The organism is Acinetobacter sp. ANC 3929 (genome assembly GCF_000369405.1).
Classification (GTDB): Bacteria; Pseudomonadota; Gammaproteobacteria; order Pseudomonadales; family Moraxellaceae; genus Acinetobacter.
This window is the reverse complement of the sequence record NZ_KB849999.1, coordinates 735,236-752,528: the sequence shown is the minus strand read 5'-3', so window position 1 is coordinate 752,528 and position 17,293 is coordinate 735,236. Positions and strand designations below refer to the sequence as shown.

Annotated in this window: 16 protein-coding genes; 6 read left to right on the top strand and 10 right to left on the bottom strand. The window is 40.4% G+C overall.

Features of this window, described 5'->3' with window-relative positions; translation table 11 throughout:
* Positions 1-92 precede the first annotated feature (92 nt).
* From tuf to rimI, 4 genes are all read left to right on the top strand, one after another.
* Positions 93-1,283, top strand: coding sequence for an elongation factor Tu (gene tuf / locus F909_RS09465; RefSeq protein ID WP_004802222.1), 1,191 nt, complete (start codon positions 93-95; stop codon positions 1,281-1,283).
* Between the two features lie 198 nt (positions 1,284-1,481).
* Positions 1,482-2,363, top strand: coding sequence for a metal-dependent hydrolase (locus F909_RS09470; RefSeq protein WP_005150990.1), 882 nt, complete (start codon positions 1,482-1,484; stop codon positions 2,361-2,363).
* A 216-nt stretch (positions 2,364-2,579) separates the two neighbouring features.
* Entirely contained in the window at positions 2,580-3,464 is an 885-nt protein-coding gene (locus F909_RS09475; protein ID WP_005150989.1) for a metal-dependent hydrolase, read from the top strand.
* 92 nt (positions 3,465-3,556) lie between these two features.
* The gene (rimI, locus tag F909_RS09480) at positions 3,557-4,018 is read left to right on the top strand and encodes a ribosomal protein S18-alanine N-acetyltransferase (protein WP_212749612.1); all 462 of its coding nucleotides are present in this window, start codon (positions 3,557-3,559) and stop codon (positions 4,016-4,018) included.
* Here rimI and F909_RS09485 read toward each other — a convergent pair.
* From F909_RS09485 to trxB, 4 genes are all read right to left on the bottom strand, one after another.
* Positions 4,004-4,819, bottom strand: coding sequence for an arginyltransferase (locus tag F909_RS09485; protein WP_005150985.1), 816 nt, complete (start codon positions 4,817-4,819; stop codon positions 4,004-4,006). The genes rimI and F909_RS09485 overlap by 15 nt on opposite strands.
* 28 nt (positions 4,820-4,847) lie before the next feature.
* Positions 4,848-5,579 carry a leucyl/phenylalanyl-tRNA--protein transferase gene (gene aat, locus F909_RS09490; protein ID WP_005150983.1) on the bottom strand — a complete coding sequence of 244 codons (732 nt, stop codon included), beginning with the start codon at positions 5,577-5,579 and terminating at the stop codon, positions 4,848-4,850.
* Positions 5,580-5,665: 86 nt separating this feature from the next.
* Positions 5,666-7,222 (bottom strand): methyltransferase regulatory domain-containing protein, encoded by a 1,557-nt coding sequence (locus tag F909_RS09495; protein ID WP_005150982.1) that lies wholly within the window; start codon positions 7,220-7,222, stop codon positions 5,666-5,668.
* 118 nt (positions 7,223-7,340) lie between these two features.
* Complete coding sequence (gene trxB / locus F909_RS09500) at positions 7,341-8,291, bottom strand: thioredoxin-disulfide reductase (protein ID WP_005150981.1); 951 nt, start codon at positions 8,289-8,291, stop codon at positions 7,341-7,343.
* Between the two features lie 252 nt (positions 8,292-8,543).
* Between trxB and F909_RS09505 the strand changes: the two genes are divergently transcribed.
* Positions 8,544-11,627 (top strand): DNA translocase FtsK, encoded by a 3,084-nt coding sequence (locus F909_RS09505; protein WP_005150980.1) that lies wholly within the window; start codon positions 8,544-8,546, stop codon positions 11,625-11,627.
* A gap of 76 nt (positions 11,628-11,703) precedes the next feature.
* Here the strand turns inward: F909_RS09505 and F909_RS09510 are convergent, their stop codons facing one another.
* The 6 genes from F909_RS09510 to F909_RS09535 form a co-directional block, all read right to left on the bottom strand.
* On the bottom strand, positions 11,704-11,991 hold the full coding sequence (locus F909_RS09510) for a PA4642 family protein (RefSeq protein WP_005150979.1): 288 nt from the start codon (positions 11,989-11,991) through the stop codon (positions 11,704-11,706).
* A gap of 122 nt (positions 11,992-12,113) precedes the next feature.
* Complete coding sequence (gene minE, locus F909_RS09515) at positions 12,114-12,386, bottom strand: cell division topological specificity factor MinE (protein WP_004655180.1); 273 nt, start codon at positions 12,384-12,386, stop codon at positions 12,114-12,116.
* A 2-nt stretch (positions 12,387-12,388) separates the two neighbouring features.
* Positions 12,389-13,201, bottom strand: coding sequence for a septum site-determining protein MinD (gene minD, locus F909_RS09520; protein WP_004805162.1), 813 nt, complete (start codon positions 13,199-13,201; stop codon positions 12,389-12,391).
* 73 nt (positions 13,202-13,274) lie between these two features.
* Complete coding sequence (gene minC / locus F909_RS09525) at positions 13,275-13,994, bottom strand: septum site-determining protein MinC (protein ID WP_005150978.1); 720 nt, start codon at positions 13,992-13,994, stop codon at positions 13,275-13,277.
* 116 nt (positions 13,995-14,110) lie between these two features.
* Positions 14,111-15,169 (bottom strand): hypothetical protein, encoded by a 1,059-nt coding sequence (locus F909_RS09530; protein ID WP_005150977.1) that lies wholly within the window; start codon positions 15,167-15,169, stop codon positions 14,111-14,113.
* A 27-nt stretch (positions 15,170-15,196) separates the two neighbouring features.
* On the bottom strand, positions 15,197-16,111 hold the full coding sequence (locus F909_RS09535) for an acyltransferase (protein WP_005150976.1): 915 nt from the start codon (positions 16,109-16,111) through the stop codon (positions 15,197-15,199).
* Positions 16,112-16,500: 389 nt separating this feature from the next.
* Between F909_RS09535 and F909_RS09540 the strand changes: the two genes are divergently transcribed.
* Positions 16,501-17,154: a YiaD family glycine zipper/OmpA-like lipoprotein gene (locus tag F909_RS09540; protein ID WP_005150975.1), complete on the top strand. Its 654-nt coding sequence runs from the start codon at positions 16,501-16,503 to the stop codon at positions 17,152-17,154.
* Positions 17,155-17,293: the final 139 nt, after the last annotated feature.

The window sequence follows — 17,293 nt, the reverse complement described above, 5'->3', positions numbered from 1 at the left end:
TCTTTCGATTACTATATTACCCAACTAAATTTAGTTAAAAAACCAAGTGCTCATGGGCGACCCTCATGAGCAGTTTATAAAGGAAGATCATCATGGCTAAAGCCAAGTTTGAACGTAATAAACCACACGTAAACGTGGGTACAATTGGTCACGTTGACCATGGTAAAACAACTTTAACTGCTGCAATTGCAACGATCTGTGCAAAAACTTACGGCGGTGAAGCGAAAGATTACTCACAAATCGACTCAGCTCCTGAAGAAAAAGCACGTGGTATTACAATTAATACTTCACACGTAGAATACGATTCTCCAATCCGTCACTACGCTCACGTAGACTGCCCGGGCCACGCCGATTATGTTAAAAACATGATTACTGGTGCTGCTCAGATGGACGGCGCGATCCTTGTATGTGCTGCGACTGATGGTCCAATGCCACAAACTCGTGAACACATCCTTCTTTCACGTCAGGTTGGTGTACCTTACATCATCGTATTCTTGAACAAGTGTGACCTTGTTGATGATGAAGAATTACTTGAATTAGTAGAAATGGAAGTTCGTGAACTTCTTTCTACTTATGACTTCCCAGGTGATGATACTCCAATCATCCGTGGTTCAGCTCTTCAAGCATTAAACGGTAACGACGGTCCTTATGGCGAGAAAGCTGTAATCGATTTAGTTGCTGCACTTGATTCTTACATTCCAGAGCCAGAACGTGCTATCGATAAAGCATTCTTGATGCCAATCGAAGACGTATTCTCTATCTCAGGCCGTGGTACAGTAGTAACTGGTCGTGTAGAAGCTGGTATCGTAAAAGTTGGTGAAGAAGTTGAAATCGTAGGTATCAAAGATACGGTTAAGACAACTGTAACTGGCGTAGAAATGTTCCGTAAATTGCTTGACGAAGGTCGTGCAGGCGAGAACTGTGGTGTTCTTCTTCGTGGTACTAAGCGTGAAGATGTACAACGTGGTCAAGTACTTGCTAAACCAGGTACAATCAAGCCGCACACTAAATTCGATGCAGAAGTATACGTACTTTCTAAAGAAGAAGGTGGTCGTCATACTCCATTCCTTAACGGTTACCGTCCACAGTTCTACTTCCGTACAACTGACGTAACTGGCGCGATCAAATTACAAGATGGCGTAGAAATGGTAATGCCTGGTGACAACGTAGAGATGTCAGTAGAATTAATTCACCCGATCGCAATGGACCCAGGTCTACGTTTTGCGATCCGTGAAGGTGGTCGTACTGTAGGTGCTGGTGTTGTTGCTAAAGTAACTGCATAATCGCTTAGAGTGAAAAACACCCCTTTGGGGTGTTTTTTTTCGTCTATTGTTCGACAATCTTTTTACAAGAGTGTCCTTAACTGATACCTCGCTGTCCTAAACTGCACTTAATTGATTCAGATAAAACCGTAATATAAAACTCAAGAAAACGAACAAAAGTGCTCAGTGGAAATACTCCACTGAAAAGGAGTAGGCAGCATGAATGCTAAAGTAAATATTTCAAATCGTGCAGGTGCAAGTTTCCCAGTACGTCGTATGAATTTTGATTTTGATCAAGTCCCAGAATACTGGATGGATGGTTCAGCAGGTTTAACCCATTTCATGACTGGTCTATCTGCACTATTCCCAGATGGTGAAAAATTATTTATAGATGCTGTACGTGCAGTCCGTTATTACCCAGCGATTAAAGACAACGAAGAACTCCAAAAAGAGATCAGTGCGTTTATTGGTCAAGAAGCTATGCATACGCAAGAGCATGTTAATTTTAATGCTTCTGCACAAAAATATGGTCATGATGTAAGAGCTTTAGAACGAATCACTGGACGTTATATTCAATTTGCCTTAAATAACTTTTCTAAAGTGGTTAAACCGTTTGGTATGACCAGAGAAATGGTAAATCTCACCGCAACAACTGCCTTAGAGCATTTTACGGCAACCATTGCCTCTGAATTATTACGTAATCAGCATATTCAAGACTTAATGACCGATGAAACCATGTCGTATATGTGGTTCTGGCATGCAGTAGAGGAAAATGAGCACAAAGCTGTTGCTTATGATGTTTATGAGGCTGTTTTTGGTAAAGGCTTAAAAGCATATACTTTGCGTACGTCAGCACTAGTATTTGCAATGGCTTTGATCTTTATTCTACAGTCTTATTTCACTTTACGTTTGCTTCAACAGGATAAGAGACTGAACTTGAAAGAACTTGGCATGATTTATAAGTATGGCTATAGTCCTTCAAAAGGGATTATCACAGGTATGGCGGGCGAAATGCTAGCTTACTTTAAACCAGGTTTCCATCCAAATGATTTAGATACGGTACAATTACTCAAAGATTGGAAAGCGAAACTCGGTTTCTAATTTTTCATCTTCAAATAAATTGATTTGAAAGGGCAATTTTAATTGCCCTTTTTCTTTTTTACTCTTTCATTTGATACATGATTTTCAGTGTGATGACATGTCCTAAGATGATGCTTTTCTGACCTTATCTGCACTTATTCCATGCACTGTAAAGGGCGTATAAAAGAAGTATCAAACAGGGTTAATGAAGAATATTCACGGATAGGAGAAAAGGGTATGAATGCTAAAGTCAATATTTCAAACCGAGCTGGTGCCAGTTTTCCTGTACGCCGAATGGATTTTGAATTTGCTGAAGTGCCACGTTATTGGGCAAATGGAGATGCTGCTTTAACACATTTTATGACTGCGCTTTCAGCACTATTTCCAGAAGGTGAACAATTTTTTGTGAATAGTACGCGTGCAGTACGTAATGACCCTAAATTGGCAGATCCGCGACTGCAGAAAGAGATCAGTGCCTTTATTGGTCAAGAAGCCATGCATTCTAAAGAGCATTTGGCCTTTAATGCTTCAGCTCAAGCTAACGGTTATGATGTTCGTGAGATGGAAGAGCAAACGGGGCGTCTGATTAATCGAACCATCGGCATAACGTCTAAACTCTTGAAACCTTTTGGCTTCACCAAAGAAATGATCAGTTTAACTGGTACTTGTGCTTTAGAACACTTTACCTCGACCATTGCTGAAGAATTATTGAGTAATCCAGACATTCAAGCCATGTTTATGGATGAGACCATGTACCATTTATGGATGTGGCACGCGGTTGAGGAAAATGAGCATAAAGCTGTGGCCTTTGATGTGTATGAATCTATGTATGGACAGGGTGCTAAGGCCTATTTTATGCGGTCATTGGCGTTGGTCATCGCGATGGGCTTGATCTTTATTACCCAATCTTATTTCACCGCAAAACTATTGAAAGTCGATGGCAAGTTAACATGGCGAGATACCAGATACATGCTGAAATTTATGTATGGTTATAAGGGTTTTATGACACGTCAGATTCCAGCTTTACTCGCTTTCTTGAGACCGAAGTTTCATCCAAATGATGATGATACGACTGAACTACTCAATAAATGGCGGGCCGAATTGGGCTTTAATCTCAATTAACTTTAACGGGCAGTAAAACTGCCCATTTTTTTATTCAATTTTCGGCTGAAATTGTCGATAATCTGCATCAGTATTTTATAGAGTGAAAGATTGTGATTCGATTGATGCAGGAGCGTGATCTGGAAAGTGTGGCAGCTATTGAACGCTTAGTACAAACACATCCATGGAGCAAGCAACAGTTTCAGGAATCTTTAGCTTCGTATCAATGTACTGTGTATGAGCAAGCCAATCAGGTGGTGGGGTTTTGTATTTTGCAACCTGTTGTCGATGAGGCAAACCTGTTACTTATGGCAATTCATCCAAGTCAGCAGGGCAAAGGACTTGGTTATGCTTTATTAGATGATTCTATCCAGCAGTTAAAGAATAATCCGATTCAGATTTTTTTAGAAGTGCGTCAGAGTAATACTGCAGCAATTGGTTTGTATGAAAAGTCAGGTTTTCATCAAATTGATTTACGCAAAAATTATTACCCAAATACTGATGGCTCCAGAGAGCATGCTGTGATTATGGTCAAAACATGCACTGATGATTTTGCGGCTTTATTTAATAATTAAATTATTCCACTCGGAAGGCAGTGTACTCATTAATGAATTTCCAAGCTGATGGATTTCATTGTCTGAGAGTGGGCGATTGAGTCGACGCCATTGACCATCCAGTAATAATTCCAGTGGTGTATATTGAGATTTATAATTCATTTTAGATGAATGCGGCACCCAGTACCCTAGATATAAATAGTCTAGGTTTAATGTGCGTACATATTCGATTTGTTTGAGGATCGCAAAAACACCTAAAGAGCGACGTTGTTCATCTGGATCGAAGAAGGTATAAACGGCTGACAGCCCATCATCCATTAAATCACAGGTTGAAACACCAATTAGCTTTTGGTCTTTCCAAAGCTCTATAAAGAAACTCTCTGTGCAGCTATGCACCAAAAATTTTTCAAATTGATCCAGACTGGCAGGATACATGTCGCCATCCGAGTGACGTTCATTGATATAACGTTCATATAGGTCGTAGTGTTGTTGAGTGGCCTGCGAGGTCGGCAAAATACTCATTTGTAAATCTTGATTGCGTTTCCATGCCTTTTTTTGGCTGCTGTTCATTTTAAACTCTTGAACGGGAACGCGGCAGGATAAACATTGGCGACATAAATGACATTCTGGACGGTAGACAAAATCGCCACTGCGACGAAAACCAACACGAGAAAGTTCTGACAAAGTCACCACATCGATACGGTGAATTGGGTCTAGGAACACCATTCGCGCTGATTTGTTATCAAGATAACTGCAGTCATGTGGTGGCGTAATGTAATACTGTAAGTCATTTAAAAGGGACTTGGGTTGATATGATTTCATTAATCTGTCCCTCCAAGGTGTTAATCCGTTAACCGTCTAATTTTGCAAAAACTGCTATTGTTTTACTTGAAAATACACGTTCTTGATAACTTTTCCAATTGATAGAGGGGGCAATAATTACATCTTGTAACGATTTAAGATAGTCTTGGCGAGAAAGTGTACTCGCGCCGAGGCTTAAAAGGTGATCATTGACCAATTGGCAGTCAATCCAAGGCAGTTGATTTTCCTGTCCAATCAGCATCAGCGTATAGAATGCCATTTTAGAAACATCAGTTTCAGTGCTAAACATCGATTCACCGAAACAGCCTTTACCAATACTGACACCATAGAGTCCGCCAACCAAGTTATCCTGCTGCCAGACTTCAACACTGTACGCATATCCTGCTTCGAACAAGGCGCAATAGCCTGCAATGATATCTTTACTAATCCATGTTTCATTGGCATAGCTCCGAGGCAACGAACAAGAACGAATCACGTCTTCAAAAGCATGGTTAATGGTAATTCGATAATCATGCTTTTTCATATTTCGAATTAAAGATTTACTTGGTTTGTAAACATGTGGCTCGATAATGCAACGTGGTTCAGGACTCCACCAGCAAATTGGCTCGTCTTCATTAAACCAAGGAAATAGGCCATGCGTATAGGCTTCAAATAAAGTCGAGGGGGACAGGTCTGCGCCGATGCAGATAAATCCTTGACCTTCTGGATCTGCTTCAATTGGATTAGGGAATATATATTGCGAGGGTGGAAGCTGTTGCATAGAAGGAAAAATTAATGAGACTGATTCTAAGCTAACTGAAGTTGTAGGGAATGGCAATCTTTGGCATTGTCATTCCCCTTGCGAGTTTAATTAAATAAGCATAGCTGTTTAGCAATTTGTAGTTTGTTACTATCCAAGAAAAGCTGCGCTTTGGCTTGAATAATTTCGAGACTTTTTTCTCGATCACTAACGGTTTTTCCGTCACTGTCCAAGACCAACCAATTCAGTTGACTGATGACATCCTGAACATAATGTGCAAAGTCACTCGCTGACGCTAAGCCATCAATAAAATGTGCACGGTAGAACAATTGATAGAAATGCTCAGTTGGGATGCCAATACCCGTTAATGGGCTGATTAAGACACTATAGTTTTGATGAAAGTTGGCTTGCTTGAGTAAATAGTGATTTAAACGATGACACTGTTGCAACGTTTCTTGTTTTGGTTCCAATGTTTGACAAGGTTGGGCCAAACCGAGGTGTGATAAAATTACCAAGGCGTTGAGAATTTTTGCATAATTTAACTGTGGGAAACTTTGCTCTAATTCCGCAATGGTCAAAGGTCGATAGTTTTCCTGTGCGAATTTATCACCAATTGGCGTGTAGATTTCCTCGATTAAATTAAAGGTGCCTAATAAGCCATTGATGTTGTTTGGTAGTTGTTCCTTAGCCGTTAGCAATACAAAAGCTGTGTTACGCAGTCGCTCTTGTACCTGTAATGGGGTTAAATTGTTTTTACCGCGAATAAACAGGTCACGTCTAAATTGCGTGTTGGCAAAATAATCTCGGCATTGTTCTTTGAAAACTGGGTGTTCAATGGCGTTTAAAAATGCTTGGTGTTGTTCTGAAAAATTGATGTTATCTAAGTGAGTACTTAGATCGGTTGAACCTGCATAAGATAGCTTGATTTCATCTAAAATCCTCACAATTTGCTGGAAAGAAAAACATTGCCAATCTTGATTTAAATATTCATGAATCAAATAATTCGGATTTTGCTGTTTTAAATCAGCGACTTTTTGTACGGTATTGGGATTGCGTTGTGCAAAAATAGGGTTCTGTTTAAGTAGGTCTTCGCTGAAGCTGAGGGCTTCACTGACCTTTTGTAAGGGATTGGTACTTTTGCTATTGAATTTGAAGTGGCTATGGAACAGCTCTCGGATCGGCATATTGGCAGCCCAACCAGTCACGCAGTTATAGCTGATATAGACAATACCATTCGGTTTTAAAAATTTACGGATAAATTTTAAAATAATGTGCTGGTTTTCATAGCTAATCCAACTCCAGATCCCATGCAAACTGATTGAGTCAAACATCGGTAAGTCTTGGCGATTGAGCAATTCTTCAAAGCTATCATCATAAAAATAATGTTCAGTCTTACTTTGTTCAGCCAGTTGATTCGCATGCGCTGCATGGGCAGGGTTAAAATCTGTACCGTAAAACTTTGCTTCGTTGCAAGTTGCATGAATATTAATGCTGACACCTTGACCAAAACCAAGTTCGCAATGGCTTTGGTTTTCCTGAAAGTCGGGGCTATCAATACCATTTAACAATAAGCAAAACTTTTGAAAATTCGGACTGAGGTCACGATAATAGCCATAAGTATAGTTCACCTCAGTTTGATAGCCGTTCGTCCATGTTGTTGTCATTTATTTACCCTATCAATTATCTAAAAATGTAGATTTAAAAAGTCATCATTTTTTTGATTGTAGGGACGCAGGCATAAAAAAACCACCAAAGTCTGGTGGTTCTTGAATTTTGGCCTGATTAGTTTAAATTATCGAGATATTTCTCTGCATCCAACGCTGCCATACAGCCTGAACCCGCAGAAGTAATCGCTTGACGATAGATGCTATCTGCAACGTCACCCGCAGCAAATACACCTTCAATCGATGCAGCTGTTGCATTGCCCGCAGTACCGCTATGTACTTGGATATAGCCATCACGTAAGTTAAGCTGGCCATCAAACATACCTGTATTTGGCTTATGTCCGATTGCAACAAACAAGCCTTGAACTTGAACATCTTGCGTGCTTGCATCTTGAGTTGATTGAATACGAACAGCGGTTACACCAGTCTTGTCACCCAAAACCTCATCTACTTGATGGTTCCAGATAATGCTGATTTTGCCTTCTTTTTCTTTGGCAAAAAGATGGTCTTGCAAGATCTTTTCAGAACGTAAGCTGTCACGACGGTGAACCAGTGTTACGTGCGCTGCGATATTCGATAAATACAGCGCTTCTTCAACCGCAGTGTTACCACCACCAACAACCATGACATTTTGGTTTTTGTAGAAGAAACCATCACATGTTGCACATGCGCTCACACCTTGCCCCATAAAGGCAGCTTCAGATTCTAGACCTAGGTATTGTGCAGTTGCACCTGTTGCAATAATCAACGCATCACATGTGTACTCTTCCATATCGCCTTTCAATACGAATGGACGGGTTTGAAGATCTACTTCATTAATATGATCGTAGACAATCTCTGTACCAAAACGTTCTGCATGAGCTTGCATACGCTCCATGAGTACAGGACCAGTTAATCCTTCTGGGTCACCTGGCCAGTTATCAACTTCAGTGGTCGTTGTTAATTGACCACCTAATTGTAAACCCGCAATCAGTGTTGGCTTGAGGTTCGCACGTGCTGCATACACTGCTGCACTGTAACCTGCAGGGCCAGAACCCAAAATAATTAACCGTGAGTGACGAGCGCTCATTAAAGAACATCCTTTTTATATTAAAACTGCTAAAATTATACGTGAATCCGAAGGGGAGTGGGCTAAATCCATCGGGATAATACTGATTAACTCAATCGAATTGAGCTATATCCGAGCAGGATGTTAACAACAACAGTAAACAATCGTGCATCTTTTTTGTAAGAACGAGTGCATAATATAAAACTTATTGATTAAGGTAATTTAGACCTTAAAAGATACTAACAAATAACGAATTGGGTTACAGGACTGTATATGACTGCGGTGTCAAGTGTTTATGCACAACGCTTTTTAATGACATTATTTTTGATTTCTTTTGGCATTTATTTATTTCTTGCCACTGTGACTTATACACCGTTTGATCCGGGTTGGATGCATATTTCCAGTGATACCCAACAGGTCTCAAACGCAAGTGGTGTAGCAGGTGCTTGGATCGCAGATTTACTGTTTGGATTTTTGGGCTGGGCAAGCTTGCTTATTCCGCTGTTCCTGTTTATCGAGGCCATTCAGGTCTGGTGGCCAAGAAGCTTTTTAAACCGTCCATTTCGTTATGCTGCCCAGTTCTTCTTAATTCTTTCAATTTCCAGTTTATTGTATCTGCATTGGAATACACCAGCGGATACATTGGACAATGCAGCAGGCGGCATTATTGGTTATGAGTTGGGGCAGAGTTTATCTCGATTATTAACGATTTACGGTGCGACCCTGTTCTTGCTGGCATTCAGCATTCTATTGCTCACCTTAGCCTTTGGGATCCAGTGGAATAAGACTTGGATCACTCTGAAAAATACGCCTGCATATTTACAAGATTTATTTTATAAAAATGTGCCGCAGCACGAGTCTGCTTATGATCTCACTGAGCAATTGGTAACAGCTGAAACACCAGTTATTAAAAATAAAGAACAGGTTCAGCTAGATCCAGAACAAAGTCCTGTTCAAGATAAGACAGCTCAAGTTCAGGCAAAACTGATTAAAATTGATGATTCACATCATCAATTGATGGCTGAAAAATTATTTGCCGATGTTGTAGCCAAAGAGCAACAGCACAGTTCTCAAGCTCAAGTTGTAGAACAGGTCGAAGATTTTGAACAGACCTTACAGCGCGCTCATCAGTTTGAAACAGAAAGTCAACGTCTGGTGCAAACGGGTGAAGTATGGCGTGCATTACAACATGATGATGCCAGCCATAAGCAGGAGATTGATGCATTATTAAGAGCTGCTGATGATTCGGCCAATGCTGCTACGAATTACGCGCCTTCGGCACGTACAGATTTGTCAGCACAACACGCAAATACCAGCAACTTAGATTGGAATGATGATCAAATCTTTGATGAATTGTTGGCTGCTGTACCGAATAGTAAGACTGCGACAGATTTGCACACCCCATTTACACAAGAGCCTGTCGCAACTGCAAATCATCATGTACCTGAAGCTGAGTTTGAAGCAGATATCGAAGCTTTAATTACCGAGTCTGCACGATCGACAGAAATAACACAGCAATCATATTCTTCTCCAATTCAAACGTCAGCTCAAGATGAAACCCACAATCGTATTCGAGAAGAACGAGACGATTTTAATGATCTTCTGGTGGATGATGAACCTGAAAATAGCAGTCCTCGAAGCACCAGCTATGCGCAATCATCTGCTTTCGTGAAGGCACCGATTGAAGTGAATTCAGTAGCCAAAGAGACTTTATCTAAAGAAGCTTTCATTGAAGCTTGGCAAGAAACCGCGGGTAAAGCCGAGCCTGAGTCTGATTTAGAAATTGAAGATGACTTTGATTTGGATGCACCATTGACAGATGCATTTGGCCGTCCAATGTCACGTTCAATGCAAGTCGCACAAAAACGCCGTGATTTACCAACTTTGCCAGGTTTAGAGCTATTGGATGAAGTTGATCCAAATAAGAAAGTGAACTTTACAGCCGAGCAATTGTCACGACTTTCTGAATTGCTTGAGATCAAGTTGCAAGAATTTAACGTAAAAGCACAGGTGGTAGAAGCTCAGCCGGGTCCTGTTGTTACGCGTTTTGAACTGGATCTTGCGCCTGGTGTGAAAGCGTCTAAAGTCACCAATATTTCCCGCGATTTAGCACGTTCTATGTCGATGGCTTCTGTCCGTGTGGTTGAAGTTATTCCGGGTAAACCGTATATCGGGATTGAAGTACCAAACAGTGCTCGTGAAATGGTACGTTTGATTGAGTTATTGAAAACGCCTGCTTTTGAAGACCCTGCGGGTTTGCTCTCTATGGCGATGGGTAAAGATATTTCAGGCAATCCAGTAATTACTGACCTCGGCAAAGCACCGCATATGTTGGTTGCGGGAACGACAGGTTCAGGTAAATCAGTTGCAGTCAACTCGATGATTCTTTCGATGTTATTGAAATACACACCCGACCAGTTACGTTTGATTCTGATCGATCCAAAGCAGCTTGAATTAGCCAACTATAATGATATTCCACATTTGTTAACACCTGTTGTAACTGATATGAAAGATGCGGTCAGTGCGCTCAATTGGTGTGTCAATGAAATGGAACGTCGTTATAAACTCATGTCATTCCTAAAAATTCGTAAATTGAGCGACTATAACCGTAAAGTTGAAGAAGCAATTGCTAATGGAGAGGATCTGATTGATCCGACATGGAAAGCCAGCGATTCAGTTGTAGGTGAGCGGGCACCACGTTTAGCGCCTTTACCGTCGATTGTAATTGTTGCAGATGAATTTGCTGACATGATCATGCAAGTGGGTAAAAAAGCTGAAGAAATGATTACTCGTCTGGCACAGAAATCTCGTGCCGCAGGTATTCACCTTTTACTTGCAACTCAGCGTCCATCGGTAGATGTGATTACAGGTTTGATCAAAGCCAATATCCCAACCCGTGTCGCATTACGTGTGAACAGTAAGATTGACTCACGTACCATTCTGGATGCGGGCGGGGCAGAAGACTTGCTCGGTCATGGTGATATGCTGTTTCTTGGCCCTGGTAAAATTGAGCCTGAGCGTGTACACGGGGCCTTCATTAGTGATGATGAAGTCAACCGCATTTGTGATGCTTGGCGTGAACGTGGTGAACCAGACTATGTGGATGAAATTCTGACTCCATTTGATGAAGAACCGACATCACGTGGTTTTGAAGATGGTGATGGTGATCCAAGTCGTGATGCACTTTATGACCAATGTGTATCCTTCGTATTAGAAACACGTAAAGCATCAACCTCATCGTTACAGCGTAAATTTAGCTTGGGCTATAACCGTGCAGCACGAATTATCGACCAAATGGAAGAGAACGGAATCGTGAGCTCGATGGGCGCAAATGGTAAGCGCGATATTCTAGTTTAATCTGAAAAGCCTAATAAAAAAGCCTCTAGTGATAGAGGCTTTTTTATTGCTGCGATATGGTTTTATTTTTTAGTATTTAAGCAAACTTTGCCAAAACTTCCAAGAAACCATCTTTTTGGCGTGGGAACTGTGCAATCACATCATGAATGCGCTGTCCTTCAGGATTGGTTGCATTGAGATCACGACCATCAGCCAAAAACTGGGTAATCAAGCGTTCATAATCATTCGGACGCATATGTTTGAATGCATGGTAGAGCACATGAAAGTCAGCATTTACGCCAGTTGGAGGAAGTTGGTTAAGATAGGCAAACACACGCTCATCTGACCATTCTTCATTGAAAGTTGCTGGCTGTGATAATGCCATGACAATCTCCTCAGTCTTATAAAATAATAAAGGCAAAATACTTGTAGTGGGGAAAGTCCTACTTTCCAAATCCACCCACGTATTCTGCCTTTATTTGCGAAAAATCGCTAATGAAAAAACTTCTATCGATCTTCAGGTAAATTGATATTCATTTCTAACATTTCGATATTTGCTTCTGAACGAACTTGCATTTGAATATGCTGTTCATCCACACCACGAACATAACGACTCACAACCTGCATGATTTCTTTTTTCATCTGGTCGATTTTGTCTTGGCCTAGGCGACGACCTAAACCTTGTTCAGAGGCAACAATTACCTTTAAACGATCTTTGGCAGTTTGTGCACTTGATGGTTTTTCATCACTGCTAAAAAGTTTACTCCAGAATCCTGCCATAATTACGCTCCAAATAGTCTAGCTAACCAACCTTTTGGCTGTACTGCAATGTGTCGATAAGGACGGTCTTCGCCAAGGAAGCGAGCCACTAAGTCATCATAGGCTTGTCCAGCTTTTTCTTCTGTATAGAGAATCACTGGTTTACCTTCGTTTGATGCTTGAAGTACGCTCGGGCACTCAGGGATGACACCCAAAGTTGGCACACGTAAAATATCTTTCGAAATATCATCGATCGTCAGCATTTCTTGTTTATCCGCACGCTCTGGGTTAAAACGTGTAATACATAGGTGCTTACGAATACGGCCTTCGTTTTGTTCCACTTTTTTGGTCTTGCTGTCAAGCATACCAATAATACGGTCCGAGTCACGTACTGATGAGATTTCAGGGTTTGTTACAATGATCGCTTCATCTGCATGATACATTGCTAAAATCGCACCACGCTCGATACCCGCAGGGGAGTCACAGATGATGTAATCGAACTCTTGAGAAAGTTCATCAATCACACGTGCAACACCTTCATCGCTCAATGCATCTTTATCACGTGTTTGTGATGCAGGGAGAATGTATAAGTTCTCAATCTCTTTATCACGAATAAGTGCTTGTTGTAGGCGTGCTTCATTATTAATGACATTGACAAAGTCATACACTACGCGGCGTTCGCAGCCCATGATCAAATCAAGATTACGTAAACCCACATCGAAATCAATCACAACAGTTTTATGACCACGTAGGGCTAAACCTGTTGCAAAAGATGCACTTGTTGTAGTTTTACCTACACCACCTTTGCCTGACGTTACGACAACAATTTTGGCCACCGAATCCACTCCTATTTATGGTCATACGCCCCTAAAAGGGCTTATTGGTGCTTTTAAAACTTCATTTGTTAAATTAAAACTGCAAGGCTTCAAATTCAAGTTCTTGCTTGTTATTTAAATAAATATGTACAGGCTTTTTGATCATATCTTTAGGAATATCATCTGCTACACAATACGTCCCTGCAATAGAGATTAATTCTGCTTCGAGCGAATGGCAGAAAATACGTGCTGCAGCTTGTCCACCTGCACCTGCAATGACTCTACCACGAGCATTGCCGTAAATGTGAATATTTCCAGATGCAATCACTTCTGATCCACTATTCATGCCAGCATTTAGGATAATATCGCCTTGATCTTGTACCAAACATTGGCCTGTACGCAAAATCTCATCATGATAAGAGGTGATATATGCATTCGATGTATTTTTTTGTGGTGTTTGTATTGCTGAGTGATCGGCTGATTTAGCAGGAGCATGCTCAACCACTTGTTCTTTTGATGCTTTAATCCGTTGTAACGGTTGATCTGTAGGAAGAACAGGGAATTGGATGGCACGAGCCTCATCACCCAAAATGCCATCAATAACGGCCATGGGCTGTAAACCTAAATCGATTAAGAGCTGAATTAATGCGATCAGCTCTTGCTCAACGGTACTGTCTAGAATGACCAACGTTCCGAGATAAGAACCTTCGTTCAACGTGCTGGTAAGTTGCTGTCGGATTGCATTATGGTCATTTGTGTCGAAAGTCAGTCGACTAAAATTCACCATTCTGCCCGTAATCCGTATATCAGCCATAATTTATCCTTCAGGGCTTTTTAAGCGCTCTATTGTGTTAAAGCAGTTGTAAATAAAAGCAAATGCTAGAACAAATTACACGAATTCTCTAGCTTGATTGGTAATTTTTCTTGTAATCATTCTGCTTTTTTATCCAATTGATCAGATTCTTGTAAAATCTGCTGCCATTGCTTTACTTTTACTTGTTTTCTTATCGCTTCAAGGCTTTCAAATACCACTGATTCAACCAATTCCTCTAAATACTGATTATCGATATTCAGCTCACTGACTTTCTCTGCAATGAACTGATAATTTTCATTTGGTCTTTGAGCTGAGCCCGACGTAAATGGTTCAATTAAACCTGCACTAATATTTTCGCCTAAGCGTTGTCCAATACTTTGGATTTGCTGCTCGATTCGGCTACCCACAATTGGAATCAAACGCAATAATTGCGTCAGTTCAGGCGTATCTTCAATCGCTTGATTGACAATGACACCTACTTTTTGAGTAATCAGCGGTTGTTGTTGCTGTAAAGCAGTTGCCAAAGATTCTTGCAACATGGATGACAGCGTCACAGTAAACAATTGTCGATGGTGGTCAACAAGGTCATGGATAATTTTTTTATGACTGGAACTGGTTTGCAGCTCATGCCGGATCCCATCAATGACCGTAATGACAACACGATCAGATAGCTCTTCCATCACCACACGATAGTAGAAAAGGGTTTTGACCCGAATTCCATCCGGGACCACTTTATAGCCCAGTTCATGCAGTCGGTAGGCGATAATTCCCGCGCGAAATAAACGTAAAAAACGGAAATGCGGAATAATCGCAATGATTTCGTACCAATGAATAAAAGGAAAGAACCACCAGCGCGCATGATGCTTTTGTACAATAGAGAGAAACCAGCGAATCGACAATTCAGCAATCAAAAAAATGATAAACCAAGCTTCGGTGGTAATCACCCAGGGATGTAAATAACTACGATAGAAATCAAGTACATTTGCGAGGTGAATGGTATTAAAAAACCATGCACCAATATTACTCATCAAGAAAAAGTTCATGCCTAAGCAGAACAAATTAAAAACAATAATAAACACCATGAAAATGTCATAGACAAGGAACAGCTTGAAGAACTTGCTGCTCGGATTGACATAGCTATATTTAGAGTTTTTTCCTGAGTCCTGCTGGGTCATGTTTGTGCTCAATCCCTGATGAGATTATTAATGATACTTGGATTTCATTTGGGTAATTAACAGATCTTTTTCAGTCCAGATCTGATCCACCCATTTTTGGAAACGTTCACGATAAACGGGATCATCTTCATAATTACCACTACGTGCCCAATCTGGAATATCTATTTTACGTAAATCGACGGCAATACGTGAGACATCTCCCAACCAAAATTCACCATAACCTGGTGCTCCATCAGGATAAACAATGGTCATATCCACAAATGCATCAATTTGATTGCCAAGAATATTCAGTGACAAAGCTAAACCACCTGCTTTCGGTTTGAGTAGGTTTTGATAGGGCGATTGCTGTTGTGCATGCTTTTCCGGAGTAAAACGTGTGCCTTCTAAATAATTCAATAAAGTAAAAGGTTGGCTGAGTAACTGTTCACATGCTTTACGCGCTTCCAGCATATCACGTGATTTTAGCTCTGGATTCTTTGCAATTTGTTCTTTGGTATGGCGCTTCATCATCGGGAAGCCCAAAATTTTGAATGCTTGTCCAACGAAAGGAATAAAAATAAGTTCCCATTTGGTAAAAAATCGGGTGAGCGGCATACGGGTTAAACCAAAATATTGATTCACCGTGGTATCCACCCAACTTTGATGATTACACATCATGAGATATCGACCTTGTAAATTGAGATCGAGTTTTTCATCAATACTAATGTCCCATTTTAAGTTGGGTAGTATATGTTCAATCAGTTGGTTATTGACCTTAATCCAACTGTTGGCGAGTTGAATATTAGTTTCATCTATTTTCGCTGATTTTTTGAATAATTTCGTAAGACCTAAAGCCAGAACAGGAGGGCCATGAAAAAAAGTACTGCCTGTAATTACTGAGCTAACGGCTAATCCTTTACTGGTCTTTTGCAATAAGGATGCTTTTTTATTTGCGGTAGACATAAATCAAACCTTGAGTGCAGATATTTGGAAAAGAGATGGTTCAACTATAAACAACAGAGGTTGAAATACAACTGTATATTTGACTGATGTGATAAATTTTATATATTTAGGTGGTTTAAGTTGTTTTTTCAATTAAAGTTGCCAATGTTTCTCTGTTGAATAACCAAAACTCGTCGTATTTATTTTTGTGACTCATGTCTCTAAAATTGTTTTTTGTGTTAATAATGGCAACAATGAAGGGATTGTGTGGCCCTGTTCAAGTAAAATGCATCAAAATATTACAAAAATATAAATAAAGTGTTTATTATTAACAAAATATCAATGGTCTAGCTTAATTTTCTCATTCATTATTTGTCCAGACAACAAAATACATAGACAGGAGCTACGCGATGCGTGCATTAGTAATTTCAACACTCGTAGGGGCTGGATTGGTACTTTCTGGTTGCCAAACAACAGGTAATAACATTGGCGGCGTTGAGTATGACAAATCTGCTTTAGGTGCATTAATTGGTGCAGCTGCGGGTTATGGTGTATCTAAGGGTAACGCAAACTCAAGTAAGCAAAACAACCGTGCTGCGGCAATTGGTGCGATTCTCGGTGGTGCAGGTGGTTTATACCTCGACAACAAAGAGAAAAAATTACGTGAACAAATGGCGGGTACTGGTGTAGAAGTAGGCCGTAATCCAGATGGTTCTGTACAATTGATCATGCCAGGTAGCATTACGTTTGATACAAACAAATCAAACATCAAACCTAACTTCTACGGTACTTTGAATAAAGTAGCGCAAACTTTAGGTGAAGATAACAAGAGTGCGATCCTTGTAACAGGTTATACAGATAACACGGGTAATGACTCAATCAATATCCCATTATCTCAAGCACGTGCTCAATCAGTTAAAAACTACTTAGCTGGTCAAGGTATTGCGGGTAGCCGTATTGATGCGCAAGGTTTAGGTTCAGCGAACCCAATCGCTTCAAACACGACTGCTTCTGGTAAAGAGCAAAACCGCCGTGTAGAAATCAGCATTTATGCTAAACAGTAATTTTTACTGATTTCAAAAAGCCACCTTCGGGTGGTTTTTTTTATTGCATATAAATATAGACGACAAGCTATGGCGTGGTATTTGTGTAAGGCATCATAATTTATACATATCCCTAGATTTACTATTGGGATTCTAAAAC